General features: G+C 68.0%; 14 protein-coding genes. 1 reads left to right on the top strand and 13 read right to left on the bottom strand.

The window, feature by feature from the left end:
- Positions 1-207 precede the first annotated feature (207 nt).
- Positions 208-1,116: a ParA family protein gene (locus ACGFYV_RS26080; RefSeq protein ID WP_393880884.1), complete on the bottom strand. Its 909-nt coding sequence runs from the start codon at positions 1,114-1,116 to the stop codon at positions 208-210.
- Positions 1,113-2,435, bottom strand: a complete 1,323-nt coding sequence (locus ACGFYV_RS26075) for a ParB/RepB/Spo0J family partition protein (protein WP_393880883.1) — start codon at positions 2,433-2,435, stop codon at positions 1,113-1,115. Before ACGFYV_RS26075 ends, ACGFYV_RS26080 begins: the two co-directional genes overlap by 4 nt.
- Before the next feature lie 514 nt (positions 2,436-2,949).
- On the opposite strand from ACGFYV_RS26075, the gene ACGFYV_RS26070 reads away from it, so the two are divergent.
- Positions 2,950-3,756 carry a hypothetical protein gene (locus ACGFYV_RS26070; protein ID WP_393880882.1) on the top strand — a complete coding sequence of 269 codons (807 nt, stop codon included), beginning with the start codon at positions 2,950-2,952 and terminating at the stop codon, positions 3,754-3,756.
- Positions 3,757-4,620: 864 nt separating this feature from the next.
- On the opposite strand, the gene ACGFYV_RS26065 is transcribed toward ACGFYV_RS26070, so the two are convergent.
- The 11 genes from ACGFYV_RS26065 to ACGFYV_RS26015 all read right to left on the bottom strand — a co-directional run bounded on the left by ACGFYV_RS26065 (position 4,621) and on the right by ACGFYV_RS26015 (position 16,645).
- A complete protein-coding gene (locus ACGFYV_RS26065; protein ID WP_393880881.1) occupies positions 4,621-6,081 on the bottom strand; it encodes a hypothetical protein in 1,461 nt (486 codons plus the stop codon).
- A 744-nt stretch (positions 6,082-6,825) separates the two neighbouring features.
- Positions 6,826-9,516 carry a tetratricopeptide repeat protein gene (locus ACGFYV_RS26060; RefSeq protein ID WP_393880880.1) on the bottom strand — a complete coding sequence of 897 codons (2,691 nt, stop codon included), beginning with the start codon at positions 9,514-9,516 and terminating at the stop codon, positions 6,826-6,828.
- Between the two features lie 865 nt (positions 9,517-10,381).
- The gene (locus tag ACGFYV_RS26055; RefSeq protein ID WP_393880879.1) at positions 10,382-11,365 is read right to left on the bottom strand and encodes a hypothetical protein; all 984 of its coding nucleotides are present in this window, start codon (positions 11,363-11,365) and stop codon (positions 10,382-10,384) included.
- 28 nt (positions 11,366-11,393) lie between these two features.
- Positions 11,394-12,335: a phosphotransferase gene (locus ACGFYV_RS26050; protein ID WP_393880878.1), complete on the bottom strand. Its 942-nt coding sequence runs from the start codon at positions 12,333-12,335 to the stop codon at positions 11,394-11,396.
- Positions 12,332-13,486 carry a hypothetical protein gene (locus ACGFYV_RS26045; RefSeq protein WP_393880877.1) on the bottom strand — a complete coding sequence of 385 codons (1,155 nt, stop codon included), beginning with the start codon at positions 13,484-13,486 and terminating at the stop codon, positions 12,332-12,334. Before ACGFYV_RS26045 ends, ACGFYV_RS26050 begins: the two co-directional genes overlap by 4 nt.
- Positions 13,487-13,500: 14 nt before the next feature.
- A complete protein-coding gene (locus ACGFYV_RS26040; RefSeq protein ID WP_393880876.1) occupies positions 13,501-14,163 on the bottom strand; it encodes a histidine phosphatase family protein in 663 nt (220 codons plus the stop codon).
- 154 nt (positions 14,164-14,317) lie between these two features.
- Positions 14,318-15,169, bottom strand: coding sequence for a hypothetical protein (locus ACGFYV_RS26035; protein WP_393880875.1), 852 nt, complete (start codon positions 15,167-15,169; stop codon positions 14,318-14,320).
- Entirely contained in the window at positions 15,166-15,693 is a 528-nt protein-coding gene (locus ACGFYV_RS26030) for a hypothetical protein (protein ID WP_393880874.1), read from the bottom strand. Before ACGFYV_RS26030 ends, ACGFYV_RS26035 begins: the two co-directional genes overlap by 4 nt.
- Positions 15,694-15,786: 93 nt before the next feature.
- Positions 15,787-15,966, bottom strand: coding sequence for a hypothetical protein (locus tag ACGFYV_RS26025; RefSeq protein ID WP_393880873.1), 180 nt, complete (start codon positions 15,964-15,966; stop codon positions 15,787-15,789).
- On the bottom strand, positions 15,963-16,445 hold the full coding sequence (locus tag ACGFYV_RS26020) for a hypothetical protein (protein WP_393880872.1): 483 nt from the start codon (positions 16,443-16,445) through the stop codon (positions 15,963-15,965). Before ACGFYV_RS26020 ends, ACGFYV_RS26025 begins: the two co-directional genes overlap by 4 nt.
- Complete coding sequence (locus ACGFYV_RS26015; protein ID WP_393880871.1) at positions 16,442-16,645, bottom strand: hypothetical protein; 204 nt, start codon at positions 16,643-16,645, stop codon at positions 16,442-16,444. Before ACGFYV_RS26015 ends, ACGFYV_RS26020 begins: the two co-directional genes overlap by 4 nt.
- Positions 16,646-16,648 lie beyond the last annotated feature (3 nt).

Genomic DNA, 16,648 nt, shown 5'->3' with positions numbered 1-16,648 from the left:
TCGAGGCCAACTTCCGCAGCAGTGGGCCGAGGAGCACATGCTCGTCTGGACAGCGCACCAGTTGGAGCGATGGCGACTATCGCTGCGAAGACACATGAGTCATCTGGGTACTCATGCAGCCGTTTCGTCAGGCGGCGTTTCCATTGAAAACGGGGTGGGCCAACGTCCAGGCCCACCCCGTTTTCAATGGAAACGCAGAAGGCCTCCTCAGTCCTTGCGCTGTACGAAGCCGAGCGCGGTGGCCACCTTCCGGTAGTCCTCTGCCGGGTAAGACTTCGGCAGAAGGATCGGGAGGGGGACGCCGTCCTCGTACATCTTCTTTGCGTCCACGGAGTAGCGGACGAGCGGAAGCAGGACCGACGCGTACTCGGCTTGGGCCTGCGCGGTCGCGCGTCGCGCCGGAGCCTCCTGATAGCTGGGTGTGGGCGTCCCTGTCAGCACCAGGTGGTTCATGGTCGGCCGGCCTGGGACAGCCCGCTTGTTGGCGTTCTTGTCACGGATGTTCTGCAGCTCGTCCAGGAGCGGGACCAGCAGGTTGATGTCCTTCGGGTCGGCTCGAACTGAGGGGATCACTTTGTCGTCCTCGTCGAGCATGCGCGCGACGGAGTAGACCATCTTCCCGTAGGACGCAGGGAAGTCGACGTTCCAGACTTCGTCGTCACCGTCGTAGTTGTGCATGACGTCCATGAACCAGTCGTTGCGATCCGGGTCCAGGGCAATCAGCGTGTCCGTACCGGCCAGGCCGGGGTCGCTGGGGATCAGGCGCAGGTTCGGAATCGGTTCGTAGAGGTTGTTGCCGTCCTCGTCTTCGCCAATCCAGTAGCGGGCCGGCAGAACGACTTCGTCGAAGGTGGCTTTGCCTTCGATCAGATCGATGACTGTCTTGCGGCCCTCGAGGTCTTCCGGGGCGTAGCCGAGGACCTTGGTGCCGGACATGTTGGCGTCCAGATCCCAGAAGGTGTTCGAGTAGCCGCGCAGCGCCATGGTCACCGACAGAGAGGTGCCTGTGGTGGACTTTGTGGATCCGCCACACGCGATCAGGTAGGCGAGGATCAGGGGCCAGTTACGCCCCCGAGGCCGGAAGCGGGAATCGACGGCCGTTGTCTTGGCAGTCATCGACTGCCTCCGGTGGCGAGCAGGCCCATTTCCTTCTTCTCCCACGCGGTCTCCGGGACGTACTTCGCGTACTGCTGCAGGAACTTCACATGCCCGATCTCGATGGGTCCCCAGGACTGCCGTCGTGACGAGGTCCGCAGCTCGCACGTGGCCAAAGCGCTCGCGAAGGCAGCGATCCGCTGGAGATCTTCGTCTCCGGACTCAAGTACGGCGTTGTAGTAGGCGCCAGCGCGTGTCTCCTCCAGCTGCTGCCGACCGACTCGACGCAGCCAGGCGAGGGCCCGCTGCTGGGCAGGGCCTTGCTGCGGGGGAGCCATGGTGGCTGTAGCGAGGACGCGGATCAGCATCTCGTGCGTCTCCGGCGTCGCCAGGTCCACCGTCTCGACGAGGTGTTGGCAGGCAGCGTCACGGTCAGCAGCTGCGGTGGCTCGGTCCTGCTCGAACTGATCCGGTGCAGGCTTGCCGTCGTCCTTCTGCCGTTGGCGGGGCGGGGCCGGGTTCCCGTTTCCAATGGAAACGGGAACCGCACTCCCCACTTCGGAAGCCTGGCCGCTGGCCGCGTTTTCATCGGAAACGGCAACCGGCGACGCCTGCGAGGGCCGACTGCCACCGGCTGGCTCTGCGGGCTCCTTCTTCCGCGCGAGGATCTGCGCCTGAGCCGTCGCCGCGAGCACGCCGTCCTGCATCAGCGCCAGGGCGTCACGCTGGTCGGCAGGATCAGTGAAGGTGAGTAGTTTCTCGGCCGAGCTGATCGCGAGCTTCCCCTGATGCAGTACGTCCAGGACAGCGGGGTCCAGTTTCAGGAGCTGCACCCTCTTCCACACAGTCCCCTTGGAGATCGACCCCTCAACGGTCTCTCCGACCTTCTCGGCGATCTGCTCGTACGACAGGCCCTCTTCACGCAGCGCCTGGTAGTGCTCGGCCTCTTCCAGGACTGTCAGCTGGGAACGGCGCAGGTTCTCGATCAGCGTGATGAGGCGAGCTTCCTCCACCTTGTCATCGCGCAGCAGGCTCGGGATGGTGGGCAGCTCGAGGAGCTGGAAGGCCCGCCACCGGTGTTCACCGAAGAGGATCACATTCTCTGCTGTGATCTTGTCTTTGGTCTCGGGGTAGTGCTCGAGCCACACACCGGCCCGGATGTGGGCGATGTCCTGCAGCAGCCCGACTTCCTTGATGGTGGCCGCGAGTTCGGCGATCCCCTTCATCTGGCGCTTGTTGAAGGGGTTGGGGCACAGACTCGTCAGCGGGAGTTCGAGGCGGTCGCCGCTGCGTACTTTGTCCTCGTAGAGAGCTCCAAGGGCACTTGGCTTGGTTTGCACAGGCTTTGTGCTCTTTCGTGCGGGCCTCGGGAGTGGACGGGCCATTGTTGCTCCAGGACGACGTCGGTAGTTACGGACCGAGACTAGCGTTTCCAATGGAAACGTCGACGTGCGGACGGGTGGGCGTTTCCATTGGAAACGCCCACCCGGGACTGACAGTTAATGTCATTTGTTCCACTAGGTCACGAATCCCGTCTGCCCAACTGGCATGGATGCGGAACGGGTGCGCCTTGGCCGTCTTCTGCCCGACCGCCAGTGCCGACGAATGAGTACGCGAACGGGCTCCCTACCCGTGCTTTGCCGGGAGGTCGGCGCACGGGATACGCAAGCCGTTCGCGCAGACCTCGGTGACGACGGCAGGTTCCACTTCCCAACAGTCGGCTACGTGCGGGAGCACACACGCCGGGCAGAGTGACGCACGCCACAGAATTTCCTTCCTCGGGAGTGCTGAAAGGGGGGCCCTGCCGGGCCTTGTAGTAGAGGCACTCACACCAACCACAGGAGGCGCGCCCCAGTGGGCTCACTCAACTCACCGTCCTCACCCGGGCTGCCCGGATTCGACTACATCGACCTTCCCTACCCCGTGGCTGGCATTGCCGCCCGGTTCCCGGTGATAACAGGCAGCTATCCGCCGCGGCACGCTATGTCCTCTGCAGAACAGGCCATGATGGCCGCTGTAGCCACCGACATGTGGCGCCGCACCTTCAGGTTCAGCATCCCTGAGATCAGTGCCCTGGAAGGCCAGCACGCTGCGGTACACGGCCACCACAACGTCGTCGAGCATGTAGCGCGAACCACCCTCGGTCTCCGTAACACGGGCACCGACTGCTGGCGCGAAGCAGTCTCGACCGCGCTCATGAGCGACTGGGTGCCACTCCTGGGGGAGGACAACTCCCGCCTCCTGGTGCCCCAGCGACTGAAGCAGGAAGCCGAGCAGGCTCATCGCAACATTCAGCCCTTATGGGAACGCAAGGTCAACGGCCACCGCGTGACCATGCTCGACACTCCCACTACAGACGGCCTCACGCTCGCAGACCTGGCTGTCGACACCGCAGAACCGGACGGCGACCTTCTCCGAGACGCTATCGATGAACCCCGCGTTCGGGAGATCCTCGCCGAACTCGACGCAGACGAACGCGATGTGGCGCTCGCCTACGCCCGCAACCCCACCATCTGCTCCTGGACCGAAGCCGCTCGCTACACGGGAGCTAAAGACCCCGAGCGATTCGGAGAACGAGTCCGCCGCAGGCTCAAGCGCCTGGGCGATCGCCACGACCAGCACACACCCATGCGCGGCACGAAAAGCGGAGCAGGCAAATGATCACAGAGTCCGTTCAAAAGCCCCTGCCGGGGACCCCGCAGGCAACCTGCCAGATAGCAACCGAACACACCGCATGTACCAGTCAGTTCGTGGGCCGACAAAGCCAGAACGTGCTGCAGGTCTGCATAGGCTCGCTCCGACCTCCCCTGCCTGGCCTACTGGGGTGTGCTGCCGGCACCCTCACCACGACGACGGCCAACACGCCTCTCTCACCCGCGCTGATGTGGCCTGTCGTCGTCCTCACTCTCGGGTTCCTGGCATACGACCTCGGGGTCCGGTGGCTGCACAGCTGTAGACAGTGACCAATCTGCCGAGCGCCCTCGCTCCGAAGTCGGGCAGCAACCAGCGCCGGGGAATGCCAGGACAAGGCGCGGGTGACCCGCGAGGCGGGTGCCGGTCTTCCGTAAGAATCGCCCCGGGGAGTACCAGGACCTGCTGCTCGAACTACGGCAGCAGGAGGAACATCCGGGTGATCCCCCAACGCAAAGAGGCCTGTATGCCCGACGGTCGGAAGATCTCAGGGCCTACAGGCCTTTGATGTGCTCGGTGATGTCAGGCCGCCCAGGTCGCAGGCGCGCCTTCTTCAGGATTGAGGCCGACGGCGGTCCTGGGGGCGACCAGGTGCCTCATGGCGGTGATCGGGACGGCGCCGGGTTCGGTGCTGGCTGCCCTTCCCTGTCAAGTTGATCTGTTCAGTTTGAGGGTCGGAACGATCAGTCTTCCGGTGCCGCTTTCTCGGGGTTCGCGAGGAGATCGAAGAGGTGCTCCGCAGGTGCTCGGATCTGGTCGTCCGGGTAGCCCTGATCGAGTGACCCGCATAGCCAAAAAAAGGAGGTCGACCCGCCGGGCCAACCCCCTGGTGCATCAGATCCCCCTGGCCTCGCGCCAGACCTTGAGCTGTGCGGCGATCTTCGTGTCCGTGTGGAGCTTGCCGGGGGTGCCGGTGAAGGCCCGGACAAGCTCGAGCATGACGCGATCTCCCCGCTCGGTGAGCTTGGGCGCCACGAGCTCCACCAGCTCGACCCACTTCGCCTGCGGTAGCGAGGCGCCCAGCTTCGTGATGATCGACTGGAAGGCGAAGGACCGGAGCGCGTAAGCGGCCTGAGGTCCGTCGAAACGCTTGATGAGCTCGATGTAGTACGGCTCGGCGTTCCAGGCTACGCCGTGGCTGTTCGTCAGGAAGACGTTCACGAGCGTGGCGACGTAGGGGGCCGTCAGGAGCTCGGGCACCTCACCGTGGCGGCCGACGACGTCACGGAGACGCCGCGCGACCGACGGCTCGTTGTAGAAGTTGTTCGTCCCCTGGTGCGCGCGCGTGAGGTCGTCGAGAGTTTCCTGGATCTCGACGAGCCGGTCGGACTCGGGGAGGTAGGCCGCGCCGCCGTCGACCAGCTCCAAGAGCTCCTTGGCCCGGTCGGCCCGGTCCTTGTCCGCGTTGGCCCGGAAGCGCGCGAGCTTCACTCCGAGCTCGCGGCGGGTGTCCTCGCTGATGAACGGCCAGAGCTCGGGCCAGACCAGCCGAACGTTGTCCAGGACGTGTGGGTCAGCCGTGGGCGGTGTGTAGATGCCGAAGAGCCCGTTTGCCAGGTTGTTCGCCTGCTCCTGTGGGAGCCCACCGAAGAATGTGGCTGCGTTCTTCAGCTCGGCGTCGGCGAGTGCTGCGGCCTTGACATTATGGAGAAGCCTTCCGATCTCCGCGACAACGGGCCGGGTCTTGAGCTGCATGACTTCCCGGATGCAGGTCTGCAGCCAGTCGGCGAGCTTCAGGCCCGTCAGCTTCTCCACGTTCGGATGCGCGGCACTCGCATGGTTGCGCATGTAGTTGATGTGGGTCAGCTGCTGGTGAGCGACGTCGCTGATGAGCTGGATCTTCTTGGCGGCGTCCAGCAGCGCGGCGTCGTTGATCTTAGAGAGGTCGTCGCGGGTCTGCAGGGACGCCCGACGGGCCGGATCGGCCTCGGCGAGATCGAAGAAGTAGGCCACGTCGAAATCCGCGACCCGGTCCCGCAACTGGGTGATCGTCTCGTCCCAGAGGTAGCTCAGAGCAGCGTCGAACAAGCCGGCTGCCCCGGCGAGGATCATCTTGGAGATGTAGGGCGACCGCGCCAACTGCTCGGCGTCGAGCTCGCCGAGGATGTCCGGGGTGTTCTTGAGCAGGACGTGGCGGTCGCTGGAACTGACGATGATGCTGTCGGTCGGCAGGCCCCACTCATCGAGCACCGCGAGCATGAACTCTTCGAACGCCACCAGGTCAGCGCGCGCGGCACTCACCAGATCCTTCCGCTCAGCGGATGCAGGCAGGTTCTGCGGGGCGTCAGCGCTCATGGAATGTCCTTCACGGGTTGAGGTAGCTCTCCCCGGAGGCCGTCGACGGCAGCAACAGAAGCGCACCTCCCCGGCGAGGCCCTTCGAGAGTATCTGCCGAGGACCTCCGCGAACACGCTATTTCCTTGGCCAGCAACGCAGTTGACGCGGTCTCTGCGAAGGAACCGACCTGCTGGCGAACAGTCTTGGGGCGAAGTGTCGGCGTACACGTGAACGCGCCCAGCCGCGTACGGGTGACGTACAGAGTTCTTGATGCGCTGCGTGCCAACCCCCCGGCACGCAGCTGGTCCAACGTTCGATCATGGCAGTGGGGGAGGCTGGTCCGGCGGGCGATGTTCCGCGCGGCAGTCTCCTGACACTTGAACTCACGCAAGCATCAGGGAAGTGCCCAGACCAAGGTGCCGTCCCACTCGCACCCCCAGACCTGGTCTGGTCCGAATTCCGTAAGAATGCACCCCATGCCATCACAGCGCGCGGGGTGCGGGGGATGACACCGCAGCTCACCGCCGAAAACGAAGCACTCCGCCAGCAGCTGCAGCTGCCGCCGATGAAGAGACCGAACAGATACGGGTACAGGCTGCAGGTCTCGGCAATGTCCGACGCCTTCCTGCCGCCCACAGTGGTACGGCATCGTACAGGTCATGCATCAAGAGTCGGGCTGGACCGCGCAGGTGGAGCGCCCGGCGAAGGCTACCGGACGCCTCCATCGGCGTCCTGCTGCCGATGGCCGGTTCACAGTCTGGATCAGTCCTCGTCTGGCACAGCCCATGCACCGTCACGACCAGACATCGCAACGAAGTGCGGGTTTCCGGTCTCGGCGGTCCGTGTCAACTCGTCGGCTCCGGCGGCGTCGCCTGCTGCCCGAAGGGCCCGTACCAGGTCGTGCACGCAAGTGGCCTCCTGCCAGGCGTAGCCTCCAGCGGCGTAGATCGTCCTGGAAGCTTCGAGCTCGCGGCGCGCATCCGCCGCTCTGCCGGTCTCTCGGTACGCGACGCCCAACAAATGCCCTGCCGCCGCCTCGGCGTGAGTGTCGCCTGCCTCGCGGCAGGTGCGTAGAGCGTTCTCCAGTGCTGGTACGGCCTCGTCGGCGAGGCCGGAACGCAGGTCCAGCCAGCCGAGGTCCCGGAGGGTGTGCGCATGCCAGAGGGTGTGGCCGACCTCGGCGAAGACGGCGAGTGCCGCCTCCGCCTCCTCACGGGCGCGGTCCATGTCGCCGAGACCTGCGAAGAGGCGGATACGGGCGTTACGCACGCGCCCGGACCACAGGCGCTCACCGAGCTGGTCGAAGATCTGCAGGGCACGTTCATAGCTCGCGAGTGCGGCGGTGCGCTTTCCGAGTAACCGCTGTACCCGCCCCTGGACGTACAGCGTGCGGGCTTCCCACATTCGGTCGCCCAGGTGCCGGAAGCCGGCGGAGGAGGCCCGCAGCAATTCCCCGGCTTCAGTGAATTCCCTCTTGTAGGCCAGCGTCTCGGCCAGAGTGCGGCGCAGTCGGGCCTGCGCCCGCAGGTCCGCGAACTCCCCAGCGATGGCAAGCGCCTCGCGCTGGCACGACTCCCCTTCGGAGGGCATGCCTTGCGCCCGCTTGATCTCGCCCAGCATCTCCAGCGCGAGGGCCAGGTGCCAGCGGTCGCCCAGCGCGCGGAACTGCTCGACGGCGGCGGACATGTGCACGGACGCCACGTCGTAGCGGCCCTGTTCACGCTCGATTCGGGCAGTGAGTGCGAGCGTCCTGGCTGCCCCGTGGGGCCCGCTGTCCTGCCCGCCACCGTCTCCAAGGGCGGCCAAGGCGCCGACGAAGTCCTGGTCGGCCAGCCGCAGTGCCGCCCGAGCACGGGCATGCGCCGACCGGGGTCCCGTCTCTGGGACGGCGAACATCGTGGTGAGGGCCTCAGGCGCTAGGCCAAGATCGTCAAGGAAGTAAGAGGCGCACTCGGCGATCAAAGGCGCCACCTCAGGCAGCCCGACCTGGGCGGCCAGGGCATGTACCCACATCAGTCTTTCCGCCTCGGTGGAGAACCATTCTGCGGCCGGCTGGCTGGCTACGCCCGCCGCGGGAGTTACAGCCTCGCGGGCGGCGAGTTCGGGCGCGCGGACCGCGGCGAGCCGCAGCGCAGCGTCGCGGTAGCCAAGGACCACCCTGCGCTCCGCCAGTCGTCGTTCCTCCGGCGGCAGCTGAGCGTACTGATCGCGGGCGAAGACGCGGATCAGATCGTGCAGCCGGTACTCGGGCTCCGGGTTCGCGGCGTTTCCGCCTACTTCCATCAGCGCCGTCTCCATCAGCTCGTCCAGAGCACGGGTCGCGGCCGCAGCGTCATCGGCGACCAGCCCGACATGCCACTCGGTCAGCCGCCCGCGCGGCAGCCCGCCCAGCCCGCCAAACACCCGCTGAGCGGGCGCCGACAGGTCGCGGTGACTGAGCAGCAGACATGCCTGCAGGCTGCTGTCCTCGTATGCGAGTTCACGCAGGCGTGATTTCTCGTCCTCCAGCCGTGCCCTCATCCGCCGGAGGGTGAGGTCGGTGCGGGACTGCAGCCGGGCGCCGACAATCCGCAGGGCGATAGGCAGCCGGCCACAGAAGTGGACGATCTCCAACGCAGTGGCGGGATCCTCAAGAACCCGCGACCGTCCGGCGTAGTGCGAAAGGACCGCTAGCGCCTCGCCCTCTTCCGGCAGGGAGACTCGGATCTCCTCACGGTGACTGATGTCGCCAACCGAGAGGGCCCTGCGGCTGGTGATGACGACCGCGCATCCAGGACCGGCCGGGATCAGGGGCCTGATCTGTTCGGTGGAATGTGCATTGTCCAGTAGTACGAGCGTCCGTAGCCGGCCGACCATCGACCGGAACATGGACGCTCGGTCGCCCACGCTGCGCGGGATCTCGGCCGGGGCCACCCCGAGACTGCGCAGGAAGTGCTCCAGCGCCTGGGTGCTGGAGACCGGCGCGGTGCCGTCGCCTCGTAGATCGATGTAGAGGCGCGCGTCCGGAAAGCTGCCCTTGACCTGGTGAGCAGCGTACAGGGCCAGCGTCGTCTTCCCCGTGCCGGCCGCCCCGTGCACCACGACGACCTGCGCCCGACCGTGGCCGGGGTCCGCAGCGTTCAGGGCTGCACCGGCCGGTGCGACGTCCTCCAGCATGCTGCAGAGCGCGCGGGCCAGCGTCGTGCGTCCGACGAGGACGGGCGTGGGTCCGAGTTGGTCGATGGCCGGTCGGTCGTCGGCGGCCTCGCCCCGGCTGACTCCAGCGCCGCGCTCGGCTGTGAAAGTCAGAACGGCAACCGACCCCATGGCCGCAACCATGCCCCCGACCGCCCATTTCACAGGAAGCCCGATGCCAAAGAGGAGATCCCCGAGCATGCCGCCCGACGCCGCCACTGCAAGAGTTGCCGGGACCAGCCAGCGCCGCTGTCCCAGGCCCGCACGCACCGCTGCCATCCGACTCAACCCCCTCGCATACTCACGTAGTTGGATGATTTCATGGTCGGCGCGTGCATAACAGCAGTGCCCGCGCCACCGGCTGTGAGACTGGCGGGCGGAAGCGACGGATCATCGGGGGGCCTTCCTTCCTGCTTGAGGTTGGCGGTGCGGGGACCGGCGGGCGTATTGAGGGCGCGCGGAGTGCCCGTAGTGGCGGCCAGGGCGGGGCGCCGTGGCGGCGGGCCACGTAGATCAAGTACCTGTTCCTCTCGGGGTTGGGCAGTCGAGCGGGCAGCCCAGCACCGCGCGGCCCGTACCGACGTCCAGGCCGAATTACGTTGGTGGTTATGCCTGGCATCGTGCGAAGGTCCCGGGGGATCCAGAAGAGGATCGCGTTCGCAGAGGTGCGGGCGTCGGTCTCCGAGTCGGCCTGCGTCTCGTAGCGGTCGGCGCGCTCGCCGCCTCGGGACTCCGGGCTCAGGACGGTCAGCGGCTGCTGGCCGGTCCATTGCTTGGCCAGCAGCCGGGCGACTCGGGCCGCCAGGACGGGACGGGCGCGCTCTTCTCGGGGGTGGGGCCGGCGAGGAAAACGGACGGTCCGGCCGGGATGTGCTCGCGGGCCCCGTGGCCTTGATGAGGGCGCGATGACGTTGGGGTTGTCTGCCAGGCCGACCAGTGCGGTGAAGACGGGTACCGCTTCGGTGCCGATACCTCGAGTTTGTTGTCCGCGGACAACAAGCACTCCACCGCGAAGGGCTCCCGGCAAGTGCGGCACGGGAGGCAATCAACACCGTTGAGACCCGTGGCAGCGACGGCGTCAGCCGGGGGCGGAGGTAGAGTTCCGCCAGCCATGAACGCGGGTCATGGACGCCGTGTGCAGGGCTCAACGGGTGAGGTTGGCGAGGAAGGACTCGGCTGCCGACCATGGGGTCAGCTCGATGCCGAAACCGCTGTGTGCATCGGGTCCTTGTATGTGGACCAGCCGGCCGGACAGGTAGACGACGTCGCCGGTGCGGAACGCCCCGGTGTAGGCACCGAGATAGCTGCGAAGGTGGGTGATCCGGCGGGCGAACACAGACGGCTCGTCGACCGTGGACTCCGTGACCGTGTCCACCTCGATCCCGTAGACCGCCGGTGTGACCAGGCCCTCGGAGTGATCCGTGATCCGGGCCAGGACGGAAATCGCTCCTACCTCCTTGGCCACCACCCCAGCGAAGGTCCGGTCGCCGTCGGCCCTCAACGGCTCACAGTTGATGTGCGCGCCCGCACCGGCTGTCAGGCCCTGCAGTTTGCGTGCCTCTTGGCGCATGAGTGCGTCGAAGCTTCCTCCCACCATGTACTTGGCGCGCCGCACGTACAGCCGGGTGAGGGTGTCTCCCTCGTAGGGGTGGATGAGGGTGCGTTCGGCGAACAGTGCCTGCGCCGCCTCGTAGCCGCGCGGCCCGTAGCAGACCAGGTCGATGTCGGAGCGGGCGTTGCAGGCGCCGACCATGAAGGAGCCGGTCACGCCGATGACGTCCGCGGCGCCGGCCGTGACAATCCAGTTGATGATGGCGATCAGGTCCTCGCTGACCGCTGTTTTGTTCAGAAGGCCAGGGTCTTGGTGGAGTGCTGCGAGGGTCTGGCGGCAGGAGTAGTGGGTGACGATGTCTTCGCGGGGCACGCCGGTGATGACGCACCCTACGGCAGGGGAGTAGATGTAGCACTCGGGCCGGTCGGCGAGGATCCCGAACGCTTTGGACACGACGCTGTTCTGCCGGTACGTCTGGCCGAACAACAGTCGGTCGCCGCGGGCGTCGGGGTAGTACTTGACGTATCCCAGGAAGTGCGTGCCCGGGTGGACGTCACCGATGACTTTGAAGATCACACCGGCGCGGTCCAGGAGGTAGTCGCGGTCACGGATGGTCGCCAGCGCTGTGCCCAGCGGCGAACTGTTCGAGGCTGGGGAAGAGGGCGGTATCGACCGTCCCGGTGCGCTCATACTGCTCGAGTCCCTTCGTGAAGAGGTGCCGGCGGTACTGCCACTTCAGGTGCTTGTCCGTGCGGGAGGGGTCGGTGGGCCGCATCAGGGCGAGGAAGAACAGGGCCTTGACGAGCAGGTAGGCGCCCAGGTTCTGGCTGACCGGCTGTCCGGTTGCGTTCAGGCTCGTGTCGTCCAGCACGGCAAGGTAGCGGTGGCGCTGGGCGGGGCTGGCGGTGTAGCCCTTGCTGCCTCCCTTGAAGGCGATGATTTCCAGGGCCGGGAGGACGTCGTATCCGAGTGGCACCAGGCCGTGGTGCTGCCAGTCGATGACTCCGGCCGACAGGACGTTGGGCAGCCCGTAGTCGAGGTGGCCTCGCACCAGCGGGACCGTGCCAAGGCGGCCCAGCGCGTGATCGAGCGCGGAGCGCGTGCGGGTGTTGTCCAGGTCGGGGTTCTCCTGGAAGACGTTCTGGGTGAACCCGGCGCGGTCCAGCCACTGCCGCAGTGAGCCGGGCACGGGCTCGACACGGTGGGCGGCCTGGGCGCGTAGCAGCCGGGCGGCGACCTGCGCGGCGGTGTCGGTGACGTCGTCGTGCAGGGCGCGGCCGCCGTCCAGTGACGCCACCGCCCTCTCGTGCAGGGTCTGGTCGCCCAGCGATTCCTCCACGACGTAGTAGTGGCCGTCGTCGGTGACGCCTTCCTCCAGGACGTGCGGGACCGGATAGTCCAGGTCCGCGATCCGGCGCTGGAATTGTGCCTCTGCTTGGAGTTCGGCTCCGCCGGTGCGCCGGTAGAGCGTTCCGTCGTCGGAGACGTACACGGCGCCATCGGCGGCGGTCCGTTTCTTGACGAACCGCCAGTTGGTCTCGTTCATCTGCTCGCTCCTTCCGGCTCCGCTGAGGAGCCGTGGGCGGTCGGGTGTTCGGGGATGGCCCGGGACAGGGTCCGGACGTCCATGACCCAGCGCACATCACCCGCCGTGATGCGGCGCCGCAGTTCGGCGGGGATGTCACTTCCGGGTGTGTCGGGCCGTGCCAGGTGGGCGCGGCGCCAGAATTTCAGCAGGGCCGGGAGCTGTGCCGGGGGGATGCCCGCCCGCAGGTGCAGTGAGCACAGTGGCAGGAACCAGGCGAGGAACTGCTCTCGTTGCGCCGGGCTGACGCGGTGCACCTGGCACAGCCGCTGCAGTGCCGCGGTGTCGTCGTACGGTATGCGCCCGTGCAGCGCGTATCGCAGCCGCGTTCCGTTGTGCCTGCGGAATGGGGTGCCGTAGGCGGCGACGTTCGCCGCGGCGTTCTCGGTGAGCGTCATCACCGGGTGCGCGGCGTCGTGTGGGGCGGCGGCGGCCAGCACGGCGATGTGCAGGCCGGCCCGGGGGTCCAGGACCAGGCCGTGGAGTCCGAGCGGCGTGAGGCTGATGCCGTGGTCGCGGGTGCGGGACAGGATCAGCCGCTCGGGGACGTTCTGGGCGATGGTCAGCAGATGGCCTGATGGCCGGGCCCGATGAGCGTGGATGTCGTCACGTGCGAGCACGGGTGTGCCGGGGGGCCGGTCCCAGACCAGCAGCCGCCGGGTGTGGGGCCTGAGGCCCTGGTTCCCGCATGCCCGGCAGGCGTGGGCGACGGCGCCGGTCATGTGACCGCAGCGGGCGCAGCATCGGACTGTGGTGGAAGCGATCGCCAGGGTGCCTTGTGTCAGGAGGTGTTCGGTCATCTCCAGCGCGAGGGCGGTCACGACGGGCGCGGTGTCGGTGAGTACGCCACCGGCTGGGGCCGGGCCTGGCGCGTACTTGGCGGCGATCGTGTGGTCCTCCCGCTCTCGTCGGCTGATGGTTTCCCTGTCTGGGGCGTCACGGTGGCGGAGGTCTCCGGCCAGAGTGACGGTGTTCCACAGATGCGGGACCGGGCCGGCGCCAAGAAGGGTGTTGAGTGCTTCGGCCGCGCGGATGCCAGCCGCCTTGCCCGGCCGTTCGGCGATGGTGAAGGGGCCGTTCTGCACGGGCCCGTTGAGGTACAGGACGTTCATGGCCGCGGCCTTCCTCAGCAGTCCGGTTGGATGGTGCCGCGGGCGTGGAACTGGCCGTCGTCGGCCTGTTCGTAGACCAGGACGGCGGCGTTGGGTGTCTTGCGTACACGGGCCTCGTCGACCAGTTCGGTCACCGGGCGGCGCTCCAGGACCGTGCGCAGCGCGAGGATCGCGGTGTGGTGCGTGAACGCGACGACATCCGCCGCAGGCGCGGTGTGCAGGCCGTCGACGAACGCCGCAGCCCTCTCCAGGACGCCGCAGGCGAGGGACTCTCCGCCGGCGCCGGGGGGCGTCCACAGGTGCTTGCGGGTCTGCCGGTCCTTCGCCCCCTCGGGGTAGGTGGCGTACAGCTCTTGCTTGGTCATGTAGGTGGCTGCGCCGTAGTGCTGCTCGTTGAGGAGCGCGGTCACCTCACAGGGCAGGCCGGGCAGAGCCAGTGCGGCAGTGTCGAGGGCGCGGCGGTACTGCGAGGTGTAGATCGCCGGGTCGGGTCCGGTCAGGTCCGGCAGCGTCTGCTGCAGCCACAGGCACTGGAGGAAGCCGCGAGGTGTGAGGCCGACGATGTCCCGGGACAGGGCGTGCGCGGCCGGTCCGGTCCACGGACGGGGGTTCTTGTAGAAGCCGGCGTTCTTGGTGGCGTTCTCGATGGATTCGGCGTGGCGAACGAGGAAGAGCATCTTCATCCTCTCGGTGAAGGTGTCGTGCCGGACAGCACCGCGCCCGCGCGGGATGCGGGCACGGTGCTGTGAGTTCGGGGCTACTGGGGAGTGATGTCGGCGACCACGAGGAACTGGTCGGTGCGCAGGCCGTCATGACGGGGGCGTTGGTGCTTTAGAGGTGGTCGTCGGTGGGGCCGTTGAGGCTGGTGGCGTGCAGGCTGGAGTGGTCGAGGAAGCCGTTCTCCACTGCGTCCTCGCCGGGTGTCCAGGGCCGTTCGACGGGGTGCATGGTGCCGTCGTCGCCCTCGCTGGCCTCGGTCTCGTGCAGGGCCGGGGCGGTCACGCGCTCACCCCCGCGACGGCGGCGTCCAGGAGTGCCACGGCGTCGGCCTCGTACGGGTCGGCGAACAGCTGGTGGTCGCTCACGTCGAACGGCCCGAACCGCCCGGAGATGCGGTGTCCGGGCACGAGGGTGGTCTCCCGCCCGTCCAGCGCGGCGGTGAGCCGGTCGTAGTTCCTGCTGGGCGTGCCGGGTCTGGGTGTACGGGCCGAGGCGCAGCAGGGTGTAGCCGTCGCGGCTGTCGTCGCGCCGGCGGGCCTCGATGTAGAGGGCGTAGTGCGCGGGGTCCATGCCGACGTCGTCGGGCAGGGGCAGACCGGCAGCAGCGTGGGTGAGCATCGCGTAGCCGGGCTGCCAGGTGCCGAGGATCGTGGTCGTCTGGCAGCGCAGCCAGCCGCGTCCGTTGTAGCCGAGCTGGCAGCCGTAGGCGCCGGCGTGCGGGGTGTCCGGGTGGACCAGGGCGACGGCGATCATGTCGGGGCCGTGGTCATCGCCGGGCCGGGTGTGGGCGCGTTCCACGAACGGCCCGACCCGGACGGCGATGTCCTGGCTGCCGCCGGGTGTCCAGGGCTGCGGGTTGCGTACGGCGGCGAGCGTCGCACGGTGCTGGTCAACGACGGCCTGGTCCTCGAGGGAGAGGGGGCTGGGCGTGTGGCTGCGGCGACGGAAGGAGGGGCGCTTCATCGGGTGGTCTCCTGCTCGGGGTTGAGGTGGGCTCGCCCGGTCGGCAGGGCCGGGCTGAGGTAGCGGGCGGCGGTGTTCACGAAGCTGTCGTGCGCGTTCTTCGCGGCCTCGCGGGCCGTGGCCAGGTCCTCGGAGGTGGCGCACGCGTTCCGCATTGCGTACGTCAGCGTGATCATGCGGTCGGCGGCGGCGCGCACGGCCTGGTCCTCGCAGAGGACGTGCAGGGCGACCAGCGGGCGGGTGACCGCGCTGCGGGTCATGTGGCTGTCGCCGCGCAGGGCTTCGATCCGCTCGGGGCTGGCCTGCGTGATGACGGCGTCGCCGCGCATCCACAGCGCGCGGCGGTGGTCGCTGGCGGCGCAGGCGAGTGCGGTGACGGCCTCCAGGCGGTCGCGTCGGATCGCTTCGCCGTGGGCGGCGCGCACCTGCCGTTCGGCGGCGCGTTCTTGGAAGCGGCCGGAGACGATCGCGCCCAGCAGGGTGGCGACGATGGCGAGCGCTGCGGTGATGAGGGTGGGTAACACGCGGTTCCTCTCGGTGTGCTGACGGGCGGTGGGAACAGGGGGCGCCGCGCCCGGCCGGGAAGGGGCGGGCGCGTGGCGCTCGGGGGGGTGCGGCTACTGGGGGGTGTCGGTGACCACGAGGAACTGGTCGCTGCCGAGGTCCATCACGACGCGGGCGTCGGTGCCCTGGGCGCGCTGGGCGGTGGCGTATTCGTCGGCGGGCCAGGAGCCGCGGGGGTGGCTGGCGGGGAACCGTTCCAGGACGGTGCGCTGTGCGGGGAGGGCGGTCGTCATCGCGGGTCGCCTTCCTCGTAGGCGTCGAGCAGGTCGCTGATCGCGTCGGGGCTGGCGGCTTCACCGACCCACTGGCCGGATACGGTGAACACCGGGACCTGGTCGCGGTCGGCGTCGAACACGACGGCGTAGTTCCCGAACCGCTCCAGCACGAGGTCGTAGAGCACGGGGGCCGGGGCGGCCTCCAGGACCTCCAGGACGTCGACGGTGAAGCAGGCCGGGGCCCTGGGGTCGTTGGGCTGGACAACGATGCCGGTGACGCGCAGCAGGTCGCCGGGCTGGATCTCGCGCAGGAGTACGTCGGCGATGCGCGGGTCGGCGGTGGTGCAGGCGTACACGGTGTCGGGGGCGTCGGGCGCGATGGTGTCCGCGTCGGCGGGGGAGTGGATCAGGTCGAACGTCGCGGTGCCCCAGCCGGGGCCGGGGGCCGGGATCGCGTCGACGTAGCCGTCTATGGCGAGGCGTGTCTGGGGGTTCATCGGCTGGCCTCCGCCAGGGTGTTGGGGGAGCGACGGGTACGGGTCGGGCGCTTCTGTGCGAGCACCAGGAGCTCGCGATTGCGCCGCTGTTGGGCGGGGGTGAGCGGCCGGGCCTTCGCGCCGTCGCGGTGCCACAGCGGCGAGGCCGGCGGCTCCGGGTAGGCGCGGGCGTGGCCGGCGTCGCGGTCGGTGCTGCTCATGGG

The organism is Streptomyces sp. NPDC048297 (assembly GCF_043201585.1).
Lineage (GTDB): Bacteria > Actinomycetota > Actinomycetes > Streptomycetales > Streptomycetaceae > Streptomyces.
Note: the sequence above shows the minus strand (reverse complement) of the source record. Positions and strands in the feature narration are given on the sequence as shown.